The sequence below is a fragment of the Flavobacterium sp. LHD-80 genome (genome assembly GCF_030929605.1).
In the GTDB taxonomy this organism is placed as follows: domain Bacteria; phylum Bacteroidota; class Bacteroidia; order Flavobacteriales; family Flavobacteriaceae; genus Flavobacterium.
Genome location: NZ_JAVFVS010000015.1, coordinates 47,575 through 63,987, shown reverse-complemented (window position 1 = coordinate 63,987; position 16,413 = coordinate 47,575). Strand labels below are relative to the sequence as shown.

10 protein-coding genes, 1 tRNA gene and 1 pseudogene are annotated in these 16,413 nt (G+C 32.2%); 4 read left to right on the top strand and 8 right to left on the bottom strand.

Going from position 1 to position 16,413, the window contains the following annotated elements; genetic code table 11:
* Positions 1–174 precede the first annotated feature (174 nt).
* Positions 175–1,194: a proline-specific peptidase family protein gene (locus RB619_RS20955; protein WP_308101057.1), complete on the bottom strand. Its 1,020-nt coding sequence runs from the start codon at positions 1,192–1,194 to the stop codon at positions 175–177.
* 273 nt (positions 1,195–1,467) lie between these two features.
* Here RB619_RS20955 and dcm point away from each other — a divergent pair, with 273 nt between their 5' ends.
* Positions 1,468–2,439, top strand: a complete 972-nt coding sequence (gene dcm, locus RB619_RS20950) for a DNA (cytosine-5-)-methyltransferase (RefSeq protein WP_308101056.1) — start codon at positions 1,468–1,470, stop codon at positions 2,437–2,439.
* A gap of 10 nt (positions 2,440–2,449) precedes the next feature.
* On the opposite strand, the gene RB619_RS20945 is transcribed toward dcm, so the two are convergent.
* The 4 genes and pseudogenes from RB619_RS20945 to RB619_RS20930 all read right to left on the bottom strand — a co-directional run.
* Positions 2,450–3,205: a hypothetical protein gene (locus RB619_RS20945; RefSeq protein WP_308101055.1), complete on the bottom strand. Its 756-nt coding sequence runs from the start codon at positions 3,203–3,205 to the stop codon at positions 2,450–2,452.
* Positions 3,202–4,110, bottom strand: a complete 909-nt coding sequence (locus RB619_RS20940) for a hypothetical protein (protein WP_308101054.1) — start codon at positions 4,108–4,110, stop codon at positions 3,202–3,204. The genes RB619_RS20945 and RB619_RS20940 overlap by 4 nt, the downstream gene beginning before the upstream one ends.
* Before the next feature lie 519 nt (positions 4,111–4,629).
* Positions 4,630–4,714 (bottom strand) — tRNA-Ser (locus tag RB619_RS20935).
* Between the two features lie 305 nt (positions 4,715–5,019).
* A pseudogene (locus tag RB619_RS20930) lies at positions 5,020–5,232 on the bottom strand (transposase); the annotation flags it as partial.
* A 235-nt stretch (positions 5,233–5,467) separates the two neighbouring features.
* Here RB619_RS20930 and RB619_RS20925 point away from each other — a divergent pair.
* From RB619_RS20925 to RB619_RS20915, 3 genes are all read left to right on the top strand, one after another.
* Positions 5,468–7,843 (top strand): arylsulfatase, encoded by a 2,376-nt coding sequence (locus RB619_RS20925; RefSeq protein WP_308101053.1) that lies wholly within the window; start codon positions 5,468–5,470, stop codon positions 7,841–7,843.
* 645 nt (positions 7,844–8,488) lie between these two features.
* A complete protein-coding gene (locus tag RB619_RS20920) occupies positions 8,489–10,657 on the top strand; it encodes an arylsulfatase (RefSeq protein WP_308101052.1) in 2,169 nt (722 codons plus the stop codon).
* 627 nt (positions 10,658–11,284) lie between these two features.
* Positions 11,285–11,710, top strand: coding sequence for a hypothetical protein (locus tag RB619_RS20915; protein WP_308101050.1), 426 nt, complete (start codon positions 11,285–11,287; stop codon positions 11,708–11,710).
* 307 nt (positions 11,711–12,017) lie between these two features.
* Here the strand turns inward: RB619_RS20915 and RB619_RS20910 are convergent, their stop codons facing one another.
* From RB619_RS20910 to RB619_RS20900, 3 genes are all read right to left on the bottom strand, one after another.
* Positions 12,018–12,206: a hypothetical protein gene (locus RB619_RS20910; RefSeq protein ID WP_308101049.1), complete on the bottom strand. Its 189-nt coding sequence runs from the start codon at positions 12,204–12,206 to the stop codon at positions 12,018–12,020.
* Between the two features lie 177 nt (positions 12,207–12,383).
* On the bottom strand, positions 12,384–12,596 hold the full coding sequence (locus RB619_RS20905) for a hypothetical protein (RefSeq protein ID WP_308101048.1): 213 nt from the start codon (positions 12,594–12,596) through the stop codon (positions 12,384–12,386).
* A gap of 546 nt (positions 12,597–13,142) precedes the next feature.
* Positions 13,143–16,109, bottom strand: coding sequence for a DEAD/DEAH box helicase family protein (locus RB619_RS20900; RefSeq protein ID WP_308101047.1), 2,967 nt, complete (start codon positions 16,107–16,109; stop codon positions 13,143–13,145).
* Between the last annotated feature and the right edge of the window lie 304 nt (positions 16,110–16,413).

The following is a 16,413-nucleotide window of genomic DNA, read 5'->3' as shown; positions in this document are numbered from 1 at the left end:
GAATGCGTTAGGGATGGGAGCGGCATCCTTTTGCGGGAACATGAAGGTCTCTTTTATACGAAACTTCTCCCGCAAAAGATAAAGCGGACAGCCCGGCCCGGAGGGAAACGCCATAAATATTCTTATTTGGAATGTTAGCATTCTGTAAATCAAGGTATTGTGTTTTTGTCCATTTTAGATTTTTTTGCTATCAATGTCATTTATAAATTGAATTACGCCATTCATAATGACTTTTTGATCATCCCACATCGCTAAATGACTTCCGTTTGGGCAGTATAAATAACGTCCTTTTTTGACTAATTTGCTTTGCTCTTCCATAGCTTTTGGATCCATTGTGTCATATTTTGCACCTATCATTAGTGTTGGAATTGTAATTTCATGGAGCCTATTTTTAATATCCCATTTTGCTAATCTTCCGCTGATGCCAAATTCACTCGGACCTTGCATTAAAGTATAAATTTCTCCATTTACATGTTTGCTGGCGCAATTTAAACCGTCTGGCCATTCTTTTAATCTGCATAAATGTTCTTTGTAAAAATTTGGAATTAGCAATTCCATGTATCTTGGATTATTGAAATCTTTTTTAGCTTCTAAAGCTCTTATTTCAGCTAAAATTTCCGGTTTCATTTGCTTTGATAAAACTTCGTCAGCATATTTTTCATATTCTGGTGCACTTGCCATCATATTAGATATTAATAAACCTTTCATGTTTTGCTGATATTTTAGAGCATATTCCATAGCTAATATTCCTCCCCAAGAATTTCCTAAGACATAAAAATTGTCTTTATCTGCATTTATTGCCTTACGTACTTGTTCAACTTCATCAACAAATCTGTCGGTTGTCCATAAACTGCTGTCTTTTGGTTGATCGCTGTAATAGGAGCCTAATTGGTCATATTCATAGAATTCGAAACCTTCTCGTTGAAAAAATGTTTCAAAACATTCCATATATTCATGTGTCATTGCCGGACCGCCATGTAATAGAAGTATTTTTATTTTTGGATTATTTCCAAAGCGTTTTGTCCAGACTTTAAATTCGCCAGCGTGAGTTTTTATTGGAATCATTTTCACACCTGCAGCCTCTACATTATTATCTTTATTATATGTGAAATATTTAGCTAATGCTGTAGATTGGTTTTCTTTTTTGCATGAAGTTGTTAGTGCGGTTATTAGAATAAATAGGATACAACGCATATTTTTAAAATTTAAAGTTTTAGAATGAGTTTCTTTTATACTAAATTACAAATTAAAAATAAGCGATTGATAATTTGATGATTACGCTTGTTCTCTGTTTCGTTTTTAAGCGTGAATTTTTAGTACAATTTGGTTTTTTGAGCTTAATTTTTTTTTAGTTTAATTTATATCTGAATTCTGAAAAGTGATATTTTTTTCGATTTTGAATAGTTATCTTTGTAAAAATGATTACGTGCAATTAGTGCCGTATACTATAATTAGCAATATATTAAAATGAGCGATAAATTTACTGTTGGAAGTCTATATGCCGGTATTGGAGGGATTTGTTTAGGATTTAAAAAATCAGGTTTTGATTTACTTTGGGCAAATGAATATGACAAAAACGCTTGTATAACTTATAAAGAAAACTTCAAACATAATTTAATTGAAGGTGATGTATTGCAACTTAATTTAGATGGAATTCCTAAAATTGATGTATTGACTGCCGGATTTCCTTGTCAGCCTTTTTCGGTTGCTGGTTATAGAAAAGGTTTTGACGACAACAGAGGAAATCATTTTTTTAGAATATTAGATTTTGTGGATACCATGAGACCTACAGTGGTATTTCTAGAAAATGTAAAGAATCTTGTTAATCATGATCATGGAAATACGATGAAGGTTATTGAGAAATCGTTGCGTGATAGAAAATATTCTTTTCAGTATAAAGTTTTGAATACTAAAGATTATGGAAATATTCCGCATAATAGAGAACGTATTTTTATAGTTGCATTTGATACAGAAAAAATTGAAAATGCAGAGGCCATTTTTGAATTTCCGAAAGAAGATAAATTGACTAAAACGATAAAAGATTTAGTTATTAATGAAAAAGTGGAAGAAGATTTTTATTATAAAGAAGATCGTTATATGTTTGATATGCTTCAAAAAGAAATGACTTCGGATAAAACAGTTTATCAATTTAGAAGACAATATGTAAGAGAAAACAAATCGAATGTTTGTCCTACTTTGACTGCTAATATGGGGACTGGAGGTCACAATGTTCCTTTAATAAAAACAGATTTTGGATTCAGAAAATTAACACCGAGAGAATGTTTAAGATTTCAAGGCTTTCCAGACTCATTTAAAATTCCTAAAATAGCAAATTCTCATTTGTATAAACAAGCTGGAAACTCTGTAAGTGTGCCCGTAATTGAAGCAGTGTCAAAGAATATAATGAAAGTTTTGAAATCAAAATCACCGAAAAAATAGTGATTTTTGATTATTGCAGACTTTTTATAAGTTCATCAATATCTTTCATATCTCCACATTGTATATAATAGTTTTCGGCGTCCATTTTTGTGTATTCATTCAAAATGGAGTTTTGAGGTAATATATTATTGTCAGCAATAGCTTGTATTAGATTCTTGGTTGTGCAATATCCTGCAATATCATAGCTCCAAGTTTGTTTGAAAATAATGTTTTCAATATCAATTTTTGGAATAACATCATTGTACATTAATTTTTTGCTTCGGAATAGTTTTTTGATGTCTGGGTTAACTCTTATAAGAATGAAATAATCATATAAATTTGCTGAGCTATTATTGAGATTTGGAATATATTGTCCATTATTTGTCCAATCTTTAGTTTCAAGTAATAACAGATTAGATTGTGATGCAGCCGATTTTACATTGATTTTTTTATTGAGAATTTCTAAATCTGTATCATCCCAAATCCCTTCGCCATAGATTCCAAAGTCTGGTTTATTGCAAACTACGGATTTTGATTTGAAATAATTGTAAAGCACAACTTCAGCTAATTTTCCTTGGAAAGTGTTACAAAACTTCTCTCCATTTTTTCTTCCGTATTGGCCTCCAGTTCTAGTTGATCTATGATGACCGTTGCCAAAACACATCTCATATGCAAAATCTAAAACATTTTTTAAATCGACTTCATTAATTACAATTCCTTTAAATGGCTTTTTATTATTGACAAAATAATAATCTCCATTTGATCTTTTTTGATGATCTAGTTTCATATTCTTCTGGTTTCGGCAACTTCCGCTATAATATTCCAGTTCTCTTTATATTGTTTTAAGGTATTTAGATTAATGCTGGTGATTTGGTGTTCTTCTAGACTATCTACATAGCTCATAGGTATCAAATAACAAATGCCAATTTCTTTATCAACAGCAACATAAATGTCGCAATCTGCAGAGGTAATTCTTTTTCCTTTATTTGTTATATGTGTATGATCAATTCCTTGTCCGCCACGATCTCTGTCTTTAAAACTTATAGCATTACTGCTTGAAACTCCTTTAATTTGAAGTCGCAATAAAATGTTATTGAAATCGACTACAGCATCATATCTGCTGGATCGAACATCAACATTTGAGCAGTTGTATCCTGCAAGAATTGCACGTGCCAAAAATAAAAATTGTGCACTATCTCCAGCATTTGCGGTCATTATTCCCGTATTAATATTCAATAGATTAGTAGGAAATCCGTTTGAGAAAATGAAATCAAATTGTTTCTCTAAAATTTTTTTTAGAGATGTTTTTGTGTATCCAAATTGATGCTGATTTGAAACACTTTTTTGGATGAAACTTAACGAATTATTGATGAATTCCTCTTTATCTATTTCTTTAATCAAGTTGCTTTGTAATACTTCATCATAAAAAGATTGAAGATCTGATTTTGCGATTGAATAGTGATTTGCAATTTCGATTATTTTGGCTTTTACAAAATTTCTTTCTGTAAAATCTTTTATAAGCTGATTGTAGAATTGAGTCTCATTCAATCTTGTAATGAAATAGCCTTTTAAAAAGGTTTTTAAATTGGTTGTTGAACCAAATAATGTTATTCCTTCTTTATTTAGGTTGAAATTGACTTGGTTTATTTCTGTTATATTTTGTTGTATATATACTATTTGATGGTTAGTCATTTGGAGTAATTGTTTTAGAATTGTTAGAGATAAAATCAATATTAAGTAAGATTTTAAATAAATTACGAATTTACTTATAAAAATGTAAAAATATAATTCTTAAGATTAATTTTATGTATTTTCTTAATAATGTATTTTATCTCATTTTTTTAGAAGAAGTATATTTAGAGCTTGAAAATTTTGCATATTTGCTTCCTGTGTAAATTTAGGGATAAATAGCTACTTTATTTTTTTGATTTTTTATGTTGTCTTTAAGCTAGAATCTTTTTTTGTATTTCTTTTTTTGAGCATGTTTAAAATGCCGATTAGATAAATGGTTTATTAATCATTTTAGTATGCTGATAAGGATGCAATACATTGCTAGATTAATTAATAGATAACACGTCGTCTTTAAAGTTCAAATGAAGATGTTTCTGGTCAATTTAAATTAAAACGGCTCTTAAATGCTTTATAATAAATAGCATTCTAGGTTGACGAAAGTACTGAAATGAAAAAAGCACCTCAATGAGGTGCTTTCAGCGGAGAAAGAGGGATTCGAACCCCCGGACCTGTTACAGTCAACAGTTTTCAAGACTGCCGCATTCGACCGCTCTGCCATTTCTCCAGTATGTTGCTATCATTTTCTGATTGCGAGTGCAAATATAAGTTGTTTTTTCGATTGTAAAAACTTTTTTGAAACTATTTACAAAGAAAATAATATAAAAAAAGAAACCCTCAACAAAAGTTAAGGGTTTCAATTTTCAGCGGAGAAAGAGGCTCTGCTGATTTTATGCCAATCCCAGTAAATACAAGGGGTTACAATATATTACTAAAGCTAGGGTCATCTATAGGGTCACTTAACTTGCAACGTATTAAATCATTACATTGTAAATGTAGCAAATATATTTTAAATGAACCCGTTGGGTGTAATTAAATGATTTGATTTTTAATATTGTTTACTTGTATTTTAAAAATGAATTTATTAATATACTGAACCAATGTTAATGCTGTTACTTTTGCTAAAATTTTAGTTTTAAATCCTTCAAAAGATTTTGCGTAATTGTTTCTGATTCTGAATTGGTCTCATAATTGTGAAAACAAAATTTCGATTCGTTTTCTTGATTTTCTAAATGTGTAAGCTTGTTATACAAACAAAAACTGAGAACTAAGTTAGAACAGATTAATTTACCCTTTACTCTACTTTTTGTTTGTATATCCAAATTTTGAGTCCACAAAATTTTAACATTCAAATATTTAATTTATTTAAATTTTAAACGAAGCGCATGAATGCCTGCAAAGAAAAAGCTTGTTAAAATATTTAGTTTAGAATACGTTTTATTCTCAAATTAATTCTTAAATTTATCAAAACCAGTAAGATATGAAAAAGGATATTTCAGATATATTGTACCTGAATCAGTTCAGAGTAGTTTTATTTATTATGTTTATAATTATTAGTACAAGTGGGGTTTGGGCTCAAGAAAAAGACAGTAAAAATATACAGAATAAACTCCCCTATTCAGATCCAGTTTTTAAAGGAAAAATTGGAAAAACATATAAGGAGTCAACTGCAGCTTGGCCTGAAATTCCAAAAGCGGCTGCCGAGGCACCAAATGTAATTATTGTATTACTCGATGATGTTGGCTTTGGGCAGACTTCGACTTTCGGAGGATTAATACCCACTCCAAATCTTGATAAACTAGCCTCTCAGGGTATTAAATATAATAGATTTCATACCACAGCAATATGCGGCCCCTCAAGAGCTGCTTTGCTAACGGGTAGAAATCATCATGATGCCGGAAATGGCTTTTTGATGGAATGGGCTACAGGATTCCCTAATTACTCTACTATGATTCCAAAATCAACCGCAACAATGGGAGAAGTTTTAAAGGATAATGGCTATTCGATATGGTGGTATGGGAAAAATCATAATACACCAGATTGGGAAACCAGTGTTGCTGGCCCTTTTGACCGCTGGCCGACTGGGTTAGGATTTGATTATTTCTATGGTTTTAATGCGGGTGAAGCGCATCAATATTATCCTGTAATATTTGAAAATACACTGCCGGTAGAACCTAATAAATCACCGGAAGAAGGATATCATCTGCTCACTGATATGACAGATCGTGCTATTTCTAAAATGAAATATTCTAAATCTGTAGCACCAAACAAACCCTTTTTTATGTATTTCGCTCCTGGCGGGATGCATGCCCCACATCATGTTACCAAAGAATGGCGAGATCAATTCAAAGGGAAATTTGATATGGGATGGGAGAAGTATAGAGAACAGGTTTTTGAGAATCAAAAAAAGATGGGGATTATCCCACCAGATACAAAACTGACGCCAAAACCTGACTGGGTTCCGGCATGGGAGACATTAAATGATAAACAGAAAAAGGTTTATAATGCATTATTTGAAAATTACGCAGGTTATTTTGCTTTTACAGACCATGAAGTCGGAAGACTGTTAGATGCTATAAAAGAGCTTCCAGATGCAGAAAATACTTTAGTGATTTATATAGTGGGAGATAATGGAGCTTCTTCTGAAGGCGGGCCAGATGGGACAATGGATGAAATAAAAAGCCTATCGGGTATGAATGCCAGTTTAGACGATATAATTAAAGATCTAGACAAGCTCGGCGGCCCTGAAACAGAACCTCATTATCCAGTGGGATGGGCTTGGGCAGGAAATACCCCTTTTCAATGGGTTAAACAGGTTGCATCTCATTTAGGCGGTTCGAGAAATCCAATGGTAGTAAGCTGGCCGGCGCGTATCAAACATGATGATACCCCGAGAGATGCTTTTTTACATTTGATAGATATTGCACCAACCGTATATGAAGTGGCGCATGTTACTATGCCTGAATATGTAAACGGCATAAAACAGATTCCTTTGGAGGGTAAATCATTTGTGTCAACTTTTACTGACAATTCATATAAAGGAAGAACAGAACAATATTTTGAAATTCTAAGCAATCGTTCGATTTATGAAGATGGATGGAAAGCCAATGCGCAGCACACTTTGCCATGGAGGCAAGATGTAGCGCCTGGAAATTGGGATAATGATAAATGGGAGCTTTATAACCTAAACTCAGATTTTTCAGAAGCAAATGACCTTGCGGCTAAGTTGCCATCAAAATTGGCTGAGATGAAGAAAAAATTTGACGAGGCTGCTGTAAAATATCATGTTTATCCATTAGATGACCGTGGTGTAGCCAGAGCTTTAATTCCTAAACCGTTGCCTCCTGGAGTTGACCCTAAAATAACGCATTTTGTATACTATCCTGGTGCCACACGTCTTCCGGAGACTGCTTCGCCTGCCATTAAAAACCGCAGCTGGACAATCACAGCTGATGTGACAGGAAACGGCCAGAATACAAATGGGGTCATTATTGCTGCGGGAGGAGTTTCAGCAGGTGTTACTCTTTATGTAAAAGATGGCATCCCTATTTTTGACTATAATTATTACGGCAAACATACTATTATTAAATCTCAAAAAGCAATAGATAAAGAGCCTGGCATTATAACTCTGGATTTTGTGTATGCAGGCGGTGGTATGGGTAAAGGAGCTGAGCTAATCCTTAAAGTTAACGGACAAGAGGCTGGCAGGGAAAAAATGGAGGCAACTGTATTTGCTCGTTTTGGAGCAGATACTTTTGGAATTGGAGAAGATAGTGGGCAGCCGGTAACATTCGATTATAAACCTCCCTTTAAATTTAACGGTACAATTGAAAAAGTTATAGTAGATTTAAAATAGTTGATTTCTAATACTAATACATGAAAAGCAAATTTTTCTTTTTAGTAAAGCGAATTTAAAATCATAAGTTTAAAAAACTATTGTATTTACTTTACTGCTAATCTCTTCAGATCGTGTAAAAAATGGTTAGAAAGGACCACCATAATTTAGAAACCTTTTAAGTCATATGATTTTGGAGGTTCTTTTTGGTTCGAAGTAATTGAATTAAATTTTCGTAATATATGTATTTACTGGGATATTGATTCGAAGAACTTAAGAATCAGTATTTACATAGTGAAATAAAATCGACGAGATCGTTTTAAGAGTTATGACCAAATAAATAGGTTGCATTTTATGATTTGAAACCTATTAAATGGGAAATAATTAATTAATTTTAAAAGTGTTACGTTAATTTTATATTATAAAGATTTGTTACTAACATAAATTTTAAACTATGAATACTTCTACGTGTAAAAAAAAAATCTTTTTTTTGGAATACTTTCAATAAATTTTGTTCTGTCACAAGAAAAGGAAAAAAAAGGAACATTTCAAATATTACCACAAGCGGATTTTCATTTTAACGGTCATGTAGGTAGGACTTATTTAGATTCAGATCCAGCGCAATTTCCTCAACCGGTTCAACCACCTAAAGGGGCACCGAATATTGTGATAATATTACTTGATGATGCTGGTTTTGGACAATTTAGCACTTTTGGAGGTGGAGTTCCTTCACCAACAATGGATAGACATGCTTCTGAGGGATTACGTTATAATCGTTTTCATACAACTGCATTATGTAGTCCTACACGAGCATCATTAATAACGGGACGCAACCACCATTCTGCTGCTTTTGCGGGTATTACCGAAGCAGCTACAGGATATGAAGGATATACATGTATTCTTCCCAAAAGTTGCGGTACTATTGGAGAAGTTCTTCGCCAAAATGGATATGCTACAGCTTGGATTGGTAAAAATCACAATACACCTACTTGGGAGACAAGTGATGTTGGTCCTTTTGATCATTGGGCAAATGGTTTAGGTTTTGATTATTTTTATGGTTTTAATGGTGGTGATATGAACCATTGGAACCCTGTATTATATGGAAATCGGAATCTTGTCACAGCATCTACAGATCCAAATTATTATATGACTACAGATTTGGCAGATAAAGCAATTTCATGGGTACAAAAAACAAAAAGTATTGCGCCAGATAAACCATTCTTTTTATATGTTGCGCCTGGTGCTACACATGCACCACATCATGCTCCAAAAGAATGGATTGAAAAGTTTAAAGGAAAATTTGACATGGGATGGGATCTTTATAGAGAACAAACATTTGAATGTCAAAAGAAATTAGGTGTAATTCCTGCAAATGCAAAACTGACTCCAAGACCAGCAAGTTTACCAGCATGGGAATCTTTGAATGCTGATCAGAAACGTCTTTATTCCCATATGATGGAAGTTTTTGCTGCTTATGGTTCATTTGCTGATGATCAGATGGGAAGAATCACAGATGCAATTAAAAAATTACCAGATGCGGATAATACAATAACTATATATATTGTCGGAGATAATGGTTCTAGTGCAGAAGGTGGTATTGAAGGATCTGTTAATGAAATACTCTTTTTTAACGGACATCCTGAAAAATGGCAAGATAACATAAAAGTAATTGATGAATTAGGAGGTCCTAAACACTATAATCATTTTCCATCTGCATGGGCATGGGCAATGAATTCACCTTTTCAATGGACAAAACAAGTTGCAAGTCATTTTGGAGGTACTCGTAATCCAATGATTATTGATTGGCCAGCAAAAATAAAGGATAAAGGAGGACTAAGAAGTCAGTTTACGCATGTAATTGATGTTGTACCTACAATTTATGAAGCAGTAGGTATAACAGCTCCAACTGAACTTAATGGCATACAACAAAAACCAATTGAAGGAATTAGTTTTGCTTATACATTTAACGATGCAAAAGCGAAAGAACGTCATAATACACAATATTTTGAATTAGGGGTGAATAGAGGAATTTATAGTAATGGATGGATGGCATCAGCATTATCTTTTCCTCCATGGGTAGCTGAACGTGGAGCATTTGATCCAGATATACAGAAATGGGAACTTTATAATATAGATGATGACTTTACACAAGCAAATGATTTAGCAGCACAAAACCCTGACAAACTTCGACAAATGCAGGATTTGTGGTGGATAGAGGCTTCCAAATATAATGTATTGCCATTAGATTGGCGTGGTTCAAATCCTAGATTTAACGCTGAACTAATGGGTAGGCCAAGTTTAATAGGAAAGCGTAAAACAATGACCTATTACCCAGGAACATTTGGTCTGCCAGATGCAGCTGCGCCACCGATGCTTAATAAATCCTGGACTATTACGGCTGAATTAGAATTATCAGATTCTAATACTAATACTAATACTAATACTAATACTAATGGTATGATTATAACTCATGGAGGAATGCAGGCTGGATATGGATTGTATCTAAAAAATAGTAAACCGGTTTTTGTATACAATTATCTCGCTTTAGACTGGATATATTTTAATGCAAAAGAAGCATTGCCAAAAGGCAAGACTAAACTTGTTGTTGATTTTCTATATGATGGGGGAGGTTTAGGAAAAGGAGGCAAGATCAGCATGAGTGCGAATGGAAAAAAAATAGCAGAAGGCAGATTAGAAAAAACAGTTCCAGTTCAGTTTTCAATAGTTGAAGGATTAGACATCGGAAAAGATGTTGGTTCTCCTGTTGATTGGAATTACAAAATGCCTTTTGAGTTTACAGGAAAAATTGAAAAAGTGACGGTCGATTTAAAATAGTATGATATTTTTTAAATTTCACAATGCTAAAAAAGATAAACCATTTTTATGAAAATTTCTTTTGCTAATATTAAGCTTAAATTCGTCATCAGCTTATTATGAACAGGAAGATCATAAAGAACAATATGATTTTATTTTACTTAAGACGAATTAATGTCTCAAGCAGTTAGAGTTGGAAAAATCAAAGCAGTCTTTAAGCCCGTGATAATGAGTTTCTATATATTGGTAGTGTATTATTAGACTCTAATATATACAGGGAAAATTAGCGGCAATATATTTACCCCATCAAAAAAGGGCAGTGTTTCAGATTAGGTGTTTTTATAAAATAGCAATATAACTAACTGAAAAAGAATTTAAATTTTTGAATAAAAAAGAGGCGGCCAATAGGTCGTCTCTTCCTATTTTTAGGATTTTAAAAAGCCTTAAAATGCTTTTGTTGTAACTTAGTGTATCAAAATAGTCCATGAAAATAAAATGTAGTTTTTGTAATAGCAAATGCATAAAAAATGGATTTCAGTCTAATGGAAGCCAACGCTGTAAATGCGGTGTCTGTCAAAAGAGGTAACAATCGGACTATAGGTACATATATTTGGATTTTGGATTATGATAAAGAATAAATTTTAATTTATGAAATATAGTATGCTAATTGTATTTTTTGTTTTGCTCTCTTGCAAACATAGTAATCAGGAGATTAGAAAACCGGATAATTATACGCTTTCTGAGAAAAATGTTTCAGAAGATTGTAACGTATATCAGATGAGATTTTACAAAGAGGAGTATATATTTAGATTTGCATTGACAGGCCCTTGTAAAAACTTGTCATTGAAAAGTTACCTTAGTGAATATTCGGACTATTTATCTCGTAATGGTGATAGTTTAATTAACAAAAGGGGCCTTATAATTATTGAGTATTATGAATTAAATAAAAAAGAAGTACAAGACTCCATACTGCATATAACAAAGAAAAGTTTTAAAACTGATGTTTCTTTATATGAGACAGAGGATAATCGTTTTGTATTAAAAGTCTCTAAGCAATGCAAAAGGAGATATTAATTGGGATAGGTGATGGTGGTTCGCAGAATACGGGACCATCAATGACCTTAACTGCACCAAAGCCAATCTCTCAGGACAGGGTTTGCAAATCTACTCCATTAAGGATAATTGAAATTACACACTCAAAAAAGTCTTGTTTTATTTACAGAAAAAAAAATAATTTATTTACTACCCTTAATATTAGTATTAATCTATTCATTTTAGTAACATAACTTTGTAATGTCATCAACTTAATTATGTTTAATAAAACAAATGCGACAGAACTATGGAGTTTAGTTATAAATAAAATTAAATATTTTAAAGATTATTACAGTATTCTCGATGAATTTATTTTAATATCAGCATATTTCCATGCCTTATCAAAACGAATTTTAGCTTGATTATAATTCTTCTGATCTCCTAATTTTTCATAAGCATTCATTAATCCTTTGAGGGCCAATCCGTTATTTGGATAAATTTTTAAATCTTCCAGATACACTTTTTTTTGCTTCTTCATATTTTTTTTTCTCGAGCAACACAGCGCCCAAATGATGGCGTACAGAGAAAAACCAATCAGGCGGTTCGTTATAATTTAGGGCAGTTTCTTTGGTTACAGCTTCTTTTAAAAGTGAAATGGCTTTTTATAATTTTTTTCTTTACCGTAGATTTCACCTTCTAAAGTTTTACAGGCAATTTAACACAAATCATAAGCACTGTTAATGCTCCAAATGGTTAAGTCTTTTATTTTAGGATCAGTCATTATTTGTTTCATTTGTGCCAAATGACTTTTAGCTTCGCCAATTTTACTTCGCGAAAGCAAAGCCATTCCTTGCGCATAATGCCAAACTACTAATGGATATTTTAAATCTTTTTCGGGTGCTTTAGAAGAAAGGATATCATTCCACAAACCTAATTTTACCTGAACATACCACGGAATCGAGTAATAATGTTGTAAAGTTGACCAAACGGGGTCACGAAGTAGTTTTTTTTGAGCATGATTTGATGTGGCAAAAGCTCCTTTGATAGCCGTTTTGCTTTCCCCCGAAAGTGTCGCACAAGCGGCTAAAAAATGATAATTATGCGGATAATATCCTAAAATATAAGCACCTTGAGCATGACAGGCAACTGTATAAAGGCTGTCAACTTCAGCCGCTTTTTGATTACTTAGAACACCATCGTGATAACGACCAGTTCTAATATGATTCTCCCATAAATATGGGCGGGATTCAGCGAGTTTTTGTAAAAAGCTTTTTCACTCCACTAATAAGGGCACTTTAGCGGGTAATCAATTTTGATTATCCGCCTTTTTTAATGAGTATAACTCATTTGTTTTTTGGTGTTTTTTTTATAGCGATTTCACTGATTTTTAAAATTGGTCTCATAGATAAGTATCAAAATAGATAATAAAAACAATAATTGTTTGTTCGATATCCCCTTGCGGGTGTCCTCTATTTTAGATCAATCGTTCTTCTAGCTGTCCTTTCCAAATTATAAATCCTTTTGTATTGCGTGAATAATCATGAACAATTCTTGAGAAGTTTTGCGGATTTGTTTCTAAATAAGTTTGACGTCCTTTTTCTCGAATAATGCTTAGTTGTGCGTCTATTTGTTTGATTGTCTCAATAAGTAATGATTTATTTTTGTCTATATGCCAAATATAGGTAGCTTCTTCGGTATCTAAAGTTTCTAAAATGATATGATATTTTTTTTCTCCCACTATCATAAATACAAATGAAAATGGTTGTAAAACAAATCTTAACTTCATTAAATTCCGTTCGTGCATTTTAACTAAAAATTGAATATGCTGTGAATGTTTGTATTGTTTGCCTTTGAGTAAATCTTTCAAAATTACATCTACATCTCCATAAATATTTTGGTTTTTAGGTAGTTCATTTGTAGTAAGGATATTTTGCTTAGATATTGGAGTTTGATTAATAAAGCTTTTATTCAAAAATTGAAATTTTACGGTTTCAACAATTTCTTTATTGATATTTTCAATGTCATCGGAAGTTGCCAATTGTGATAGAATTACTCCGTTTTCTAATTCAGCATAAATATCAACTGAAACAAATTTAGAATTCAAAACTTTGATGAAATAAGGTTTTAAAACGTCAAATTCAGGTCTAAATTCTTCGTTTTCTATTTCAAAAATGAATAGTAGATTGCTTCCTTTATCTGTGTGTTCAAAACCAACATTACCATATCTAAAATCCAAATTTTCTATAGCTATCTTGATTTGGTTTTTAATCACCAAATTTTGTCTTTTAGGTATTGATTCGGTTGGTTCGTCAAATAGACTTGCCTGCATAGCTATTTGACGGTAATAAGTGTTTCGTTTCAAAAATTGTTTATTCAAATAATCTATTTTAATGTCGCGATAATCATATATTGTAGGACTTATTTCTGAACGTTGTACACGACCAATGTATTGAATCAATTTTCCTTTAAAAGAAAAAGGATATACCAGAAACAAAGAATTAATATTTGACAAATCTGAACCCTCGCCAAAATATTGTCCTGTAGTTATCAATACTTGGAAATTGCCTTGTAGTAAGTTTTGCCATTTTGACTTCCTATTATTATCGGAATCCTCTCCGCTGAGAGTAATGACTTCATAAGATTGCTTTAAAAAAAGATAAAGAGAATCAATATGCTCTTTTCTTTCTGTTATAATGGTAATTCGTTTTCCTTTTGATAATTCATCTTCAATGTCTTTTACAATAAGTTTGTTTCGTTCCGAATCATGAATTAAAATTTTTGAGAGTGTTTCAAAACTGTCTGTTTTTGAATTAAATGGAATGTTCAAATTAGTATTTCTGACAATGACTTGAGCGTGTTTGAAGTTTTCAATGTCAGTAGTTGAGATCTCCGAAATTATCTCTCCAAGAAAAGCAAAAATCAATTTGTCATCATTGTGTTTTCTAAATGGCGTTGCTGTCAATCCATAGAGATAATATGTCTCTAATTTTTCAATTGTTTGACGAAATGTTTCTGCTGGAATATGATGGCACTCATCAAACAATATAATTCCGAATTGATTGCGTATTTGTCCTATTTGTTTTGATAGACTTTGAATAGTAGCAATAGTAATGTATTTGCCGATCTTCGTTTTTCCTAGTCCAATGATACCAATTTCGTGTTTTGGAATTCCGAGGAATGCTTGAATCCGTTCTTGCCATTGCTCTAAGAGCTGTTTGCGATGAACTATGATTAGAGCAGGTTGTTTTTTCTCCATGACAATTTTCAACCCCATAATAGTTTTTCCCGAACCTGGAGGTGCAACTATAACGCCAAAATCTTTTTTTGATGAAGTTTCGATGACTTTATCTTGGTGTTTTCTCAATATTGCATTGAATGAGAAATATATTTCTTCCTTTCGTTTTCTATTGTCTTGGAAATCAAATTCTAGATTTTGCTTTTTACAGAAACGCAGTAATTTTCCAATAAAACCTCTTGGAATGATGATTTCATTTTCATTTTCTTCAACAAGCTTAAAATAACGTTCTGTTCCGAAAGTATTTTTCCCTGATTTTTTCTTTATAAAGAATTTCGAATTGGCAAAATTCAATTCTTCTTTGAGATAATTGATTAAAGGAGTAGTTAATCCATTTCTTTGAATATGGATGTTTTGTTGAAGTATGATTGCTAATTTACCATTACTACTTTTAGGAATCGATTCATTTTGTATTGTTGGAATTTCTTGGTGCAAATTTTCTAATATTTCAACAGAAACCCTTTCTATCTTATTTAAAAATAGCCATTGATTATCTATCGGTTCAAACGTATCAGGATTTATAAAACAACTATTTCCTTTTTCCATTGCAGGTTTAAAAAACGGCAGCGCTATCAAATTTCCCAAGCCTTTTCCCGAAAGAAAATCCTGATTAGGAAATAATCGATCGAAGCTTGAGCTTTTGTCAAACATTGAAAAAGCTCCCGATTGTTCTAAAATAGAAATAAAAATCTTTCTGCTTCTGATTGCAGGATATGGTTTGTTGAAAAATATCCAAACGTGTCCGCCATTTCCAGAGCGAGAACGCTCTAAGTATGCTGGAATATTTTTGTTTATACAAGTTTTTTGAAAAGCAACAGCTTCTTCTTTCCAATTTTGTTTGTCAAAATCAGCTACAACAAGCCAAGATGTATTATCCTGAAGTAATGGATATACTCCAATTTGTTGAATTCCGTCTAAATGCTTATGAATTTCAGTTTCAGTAAGTGATAGATATGTTTTGTGTGAATAGTTCTGAAAAGTCCCTCCATTCATTTTATGTTGTCGATAATGATACGGGTCATATTGATATGCTGGCATATATCCAGAATTCCCAGCTTTTTCCCAACGAACTGCAAATACATCGTCACGACCTCTAAAAACAGATTTGAATAGTTGGATGATATCTGATCGTTTTGCAGAGGACATTATTTAGATTTTTGAATAAAATTAGTCAAATATATTAAACTATGGTATAAGCTAGATTTTAGAATGAGAGATTATGAAATGGATTAGACTTTATAGATTTTTGGAAATCTAAGGTTATACAAAACAGTTATTTCAGTATAAAAAAAGTCCCACCGAAGCAGGACTAAAGATTTTCATCTACGGCATGTAGCCTTATTGTGATAAGATTAAAGATTAGAAATTTTAATCAGTCACAAATATATAGAAAAAGTATTATGGTAGAAAAAGGAAAACCGTAATTGTCTTAATTTTTTTTATAGTAAAT

Bases quoted from the DNA above. Each gene is read 5' to 3' on its own strand.
- RB619_RS20955 (WP_308101057.1), bottom strand. From the start codon at position 1,194: ATGCGTTGTATCCTATTTATTCTAATAACCGCACTAACAACTTCATGC.
- dcm (WP_308101056.1), top strand. From the start codon at position 1,468: ATGAGCGATAAATTTACTGTTGGAAGTCTATATGCCGGTATTGGAGGG.
- RB619_RS20945 (WP_308101055.1), bottom strand. From the start codon at position 3,205: ATGAAACTAGATCATCAAAAAAGATCAAATGGAGATTATTATTTTGTC.
- RB619_RS20940 (WP_308101054.1), bottom strand. From the start codon at position 4,110: ATGACTAACCATCAAATAGTATATATACAACAAAATATAACAGAAATA.
- RB619_RS20925 (WP_308101053.1), top strand. From the start codon at position 5,468: ATGAAAAAGGATATTTCAGATATATTGTACCTGAATCAGTTCAGAGTA.
- RB619_RS20915 (WP_308101050.1), top strand. From the start codon at position 11,285: ATGAAATATAGTATGCTAATTGTATTTTTTGTTTTGCTCTCTTGCAAA.
- RB619_RS20910 (WP_308101049.1), bottom strand. From the start codon at position 12,206: ATGAAGAAGCAAAAAAAAGTGTATCTGGAAGATTTAAAAATTTATCCA.
- RB619_RS20900 (WP_308101047.1), bottom strand. From the start codon at position 16,109: ATGTCCTCTGCAAAACGATCAGATATCATCCAACTATTCAAATCTGTT.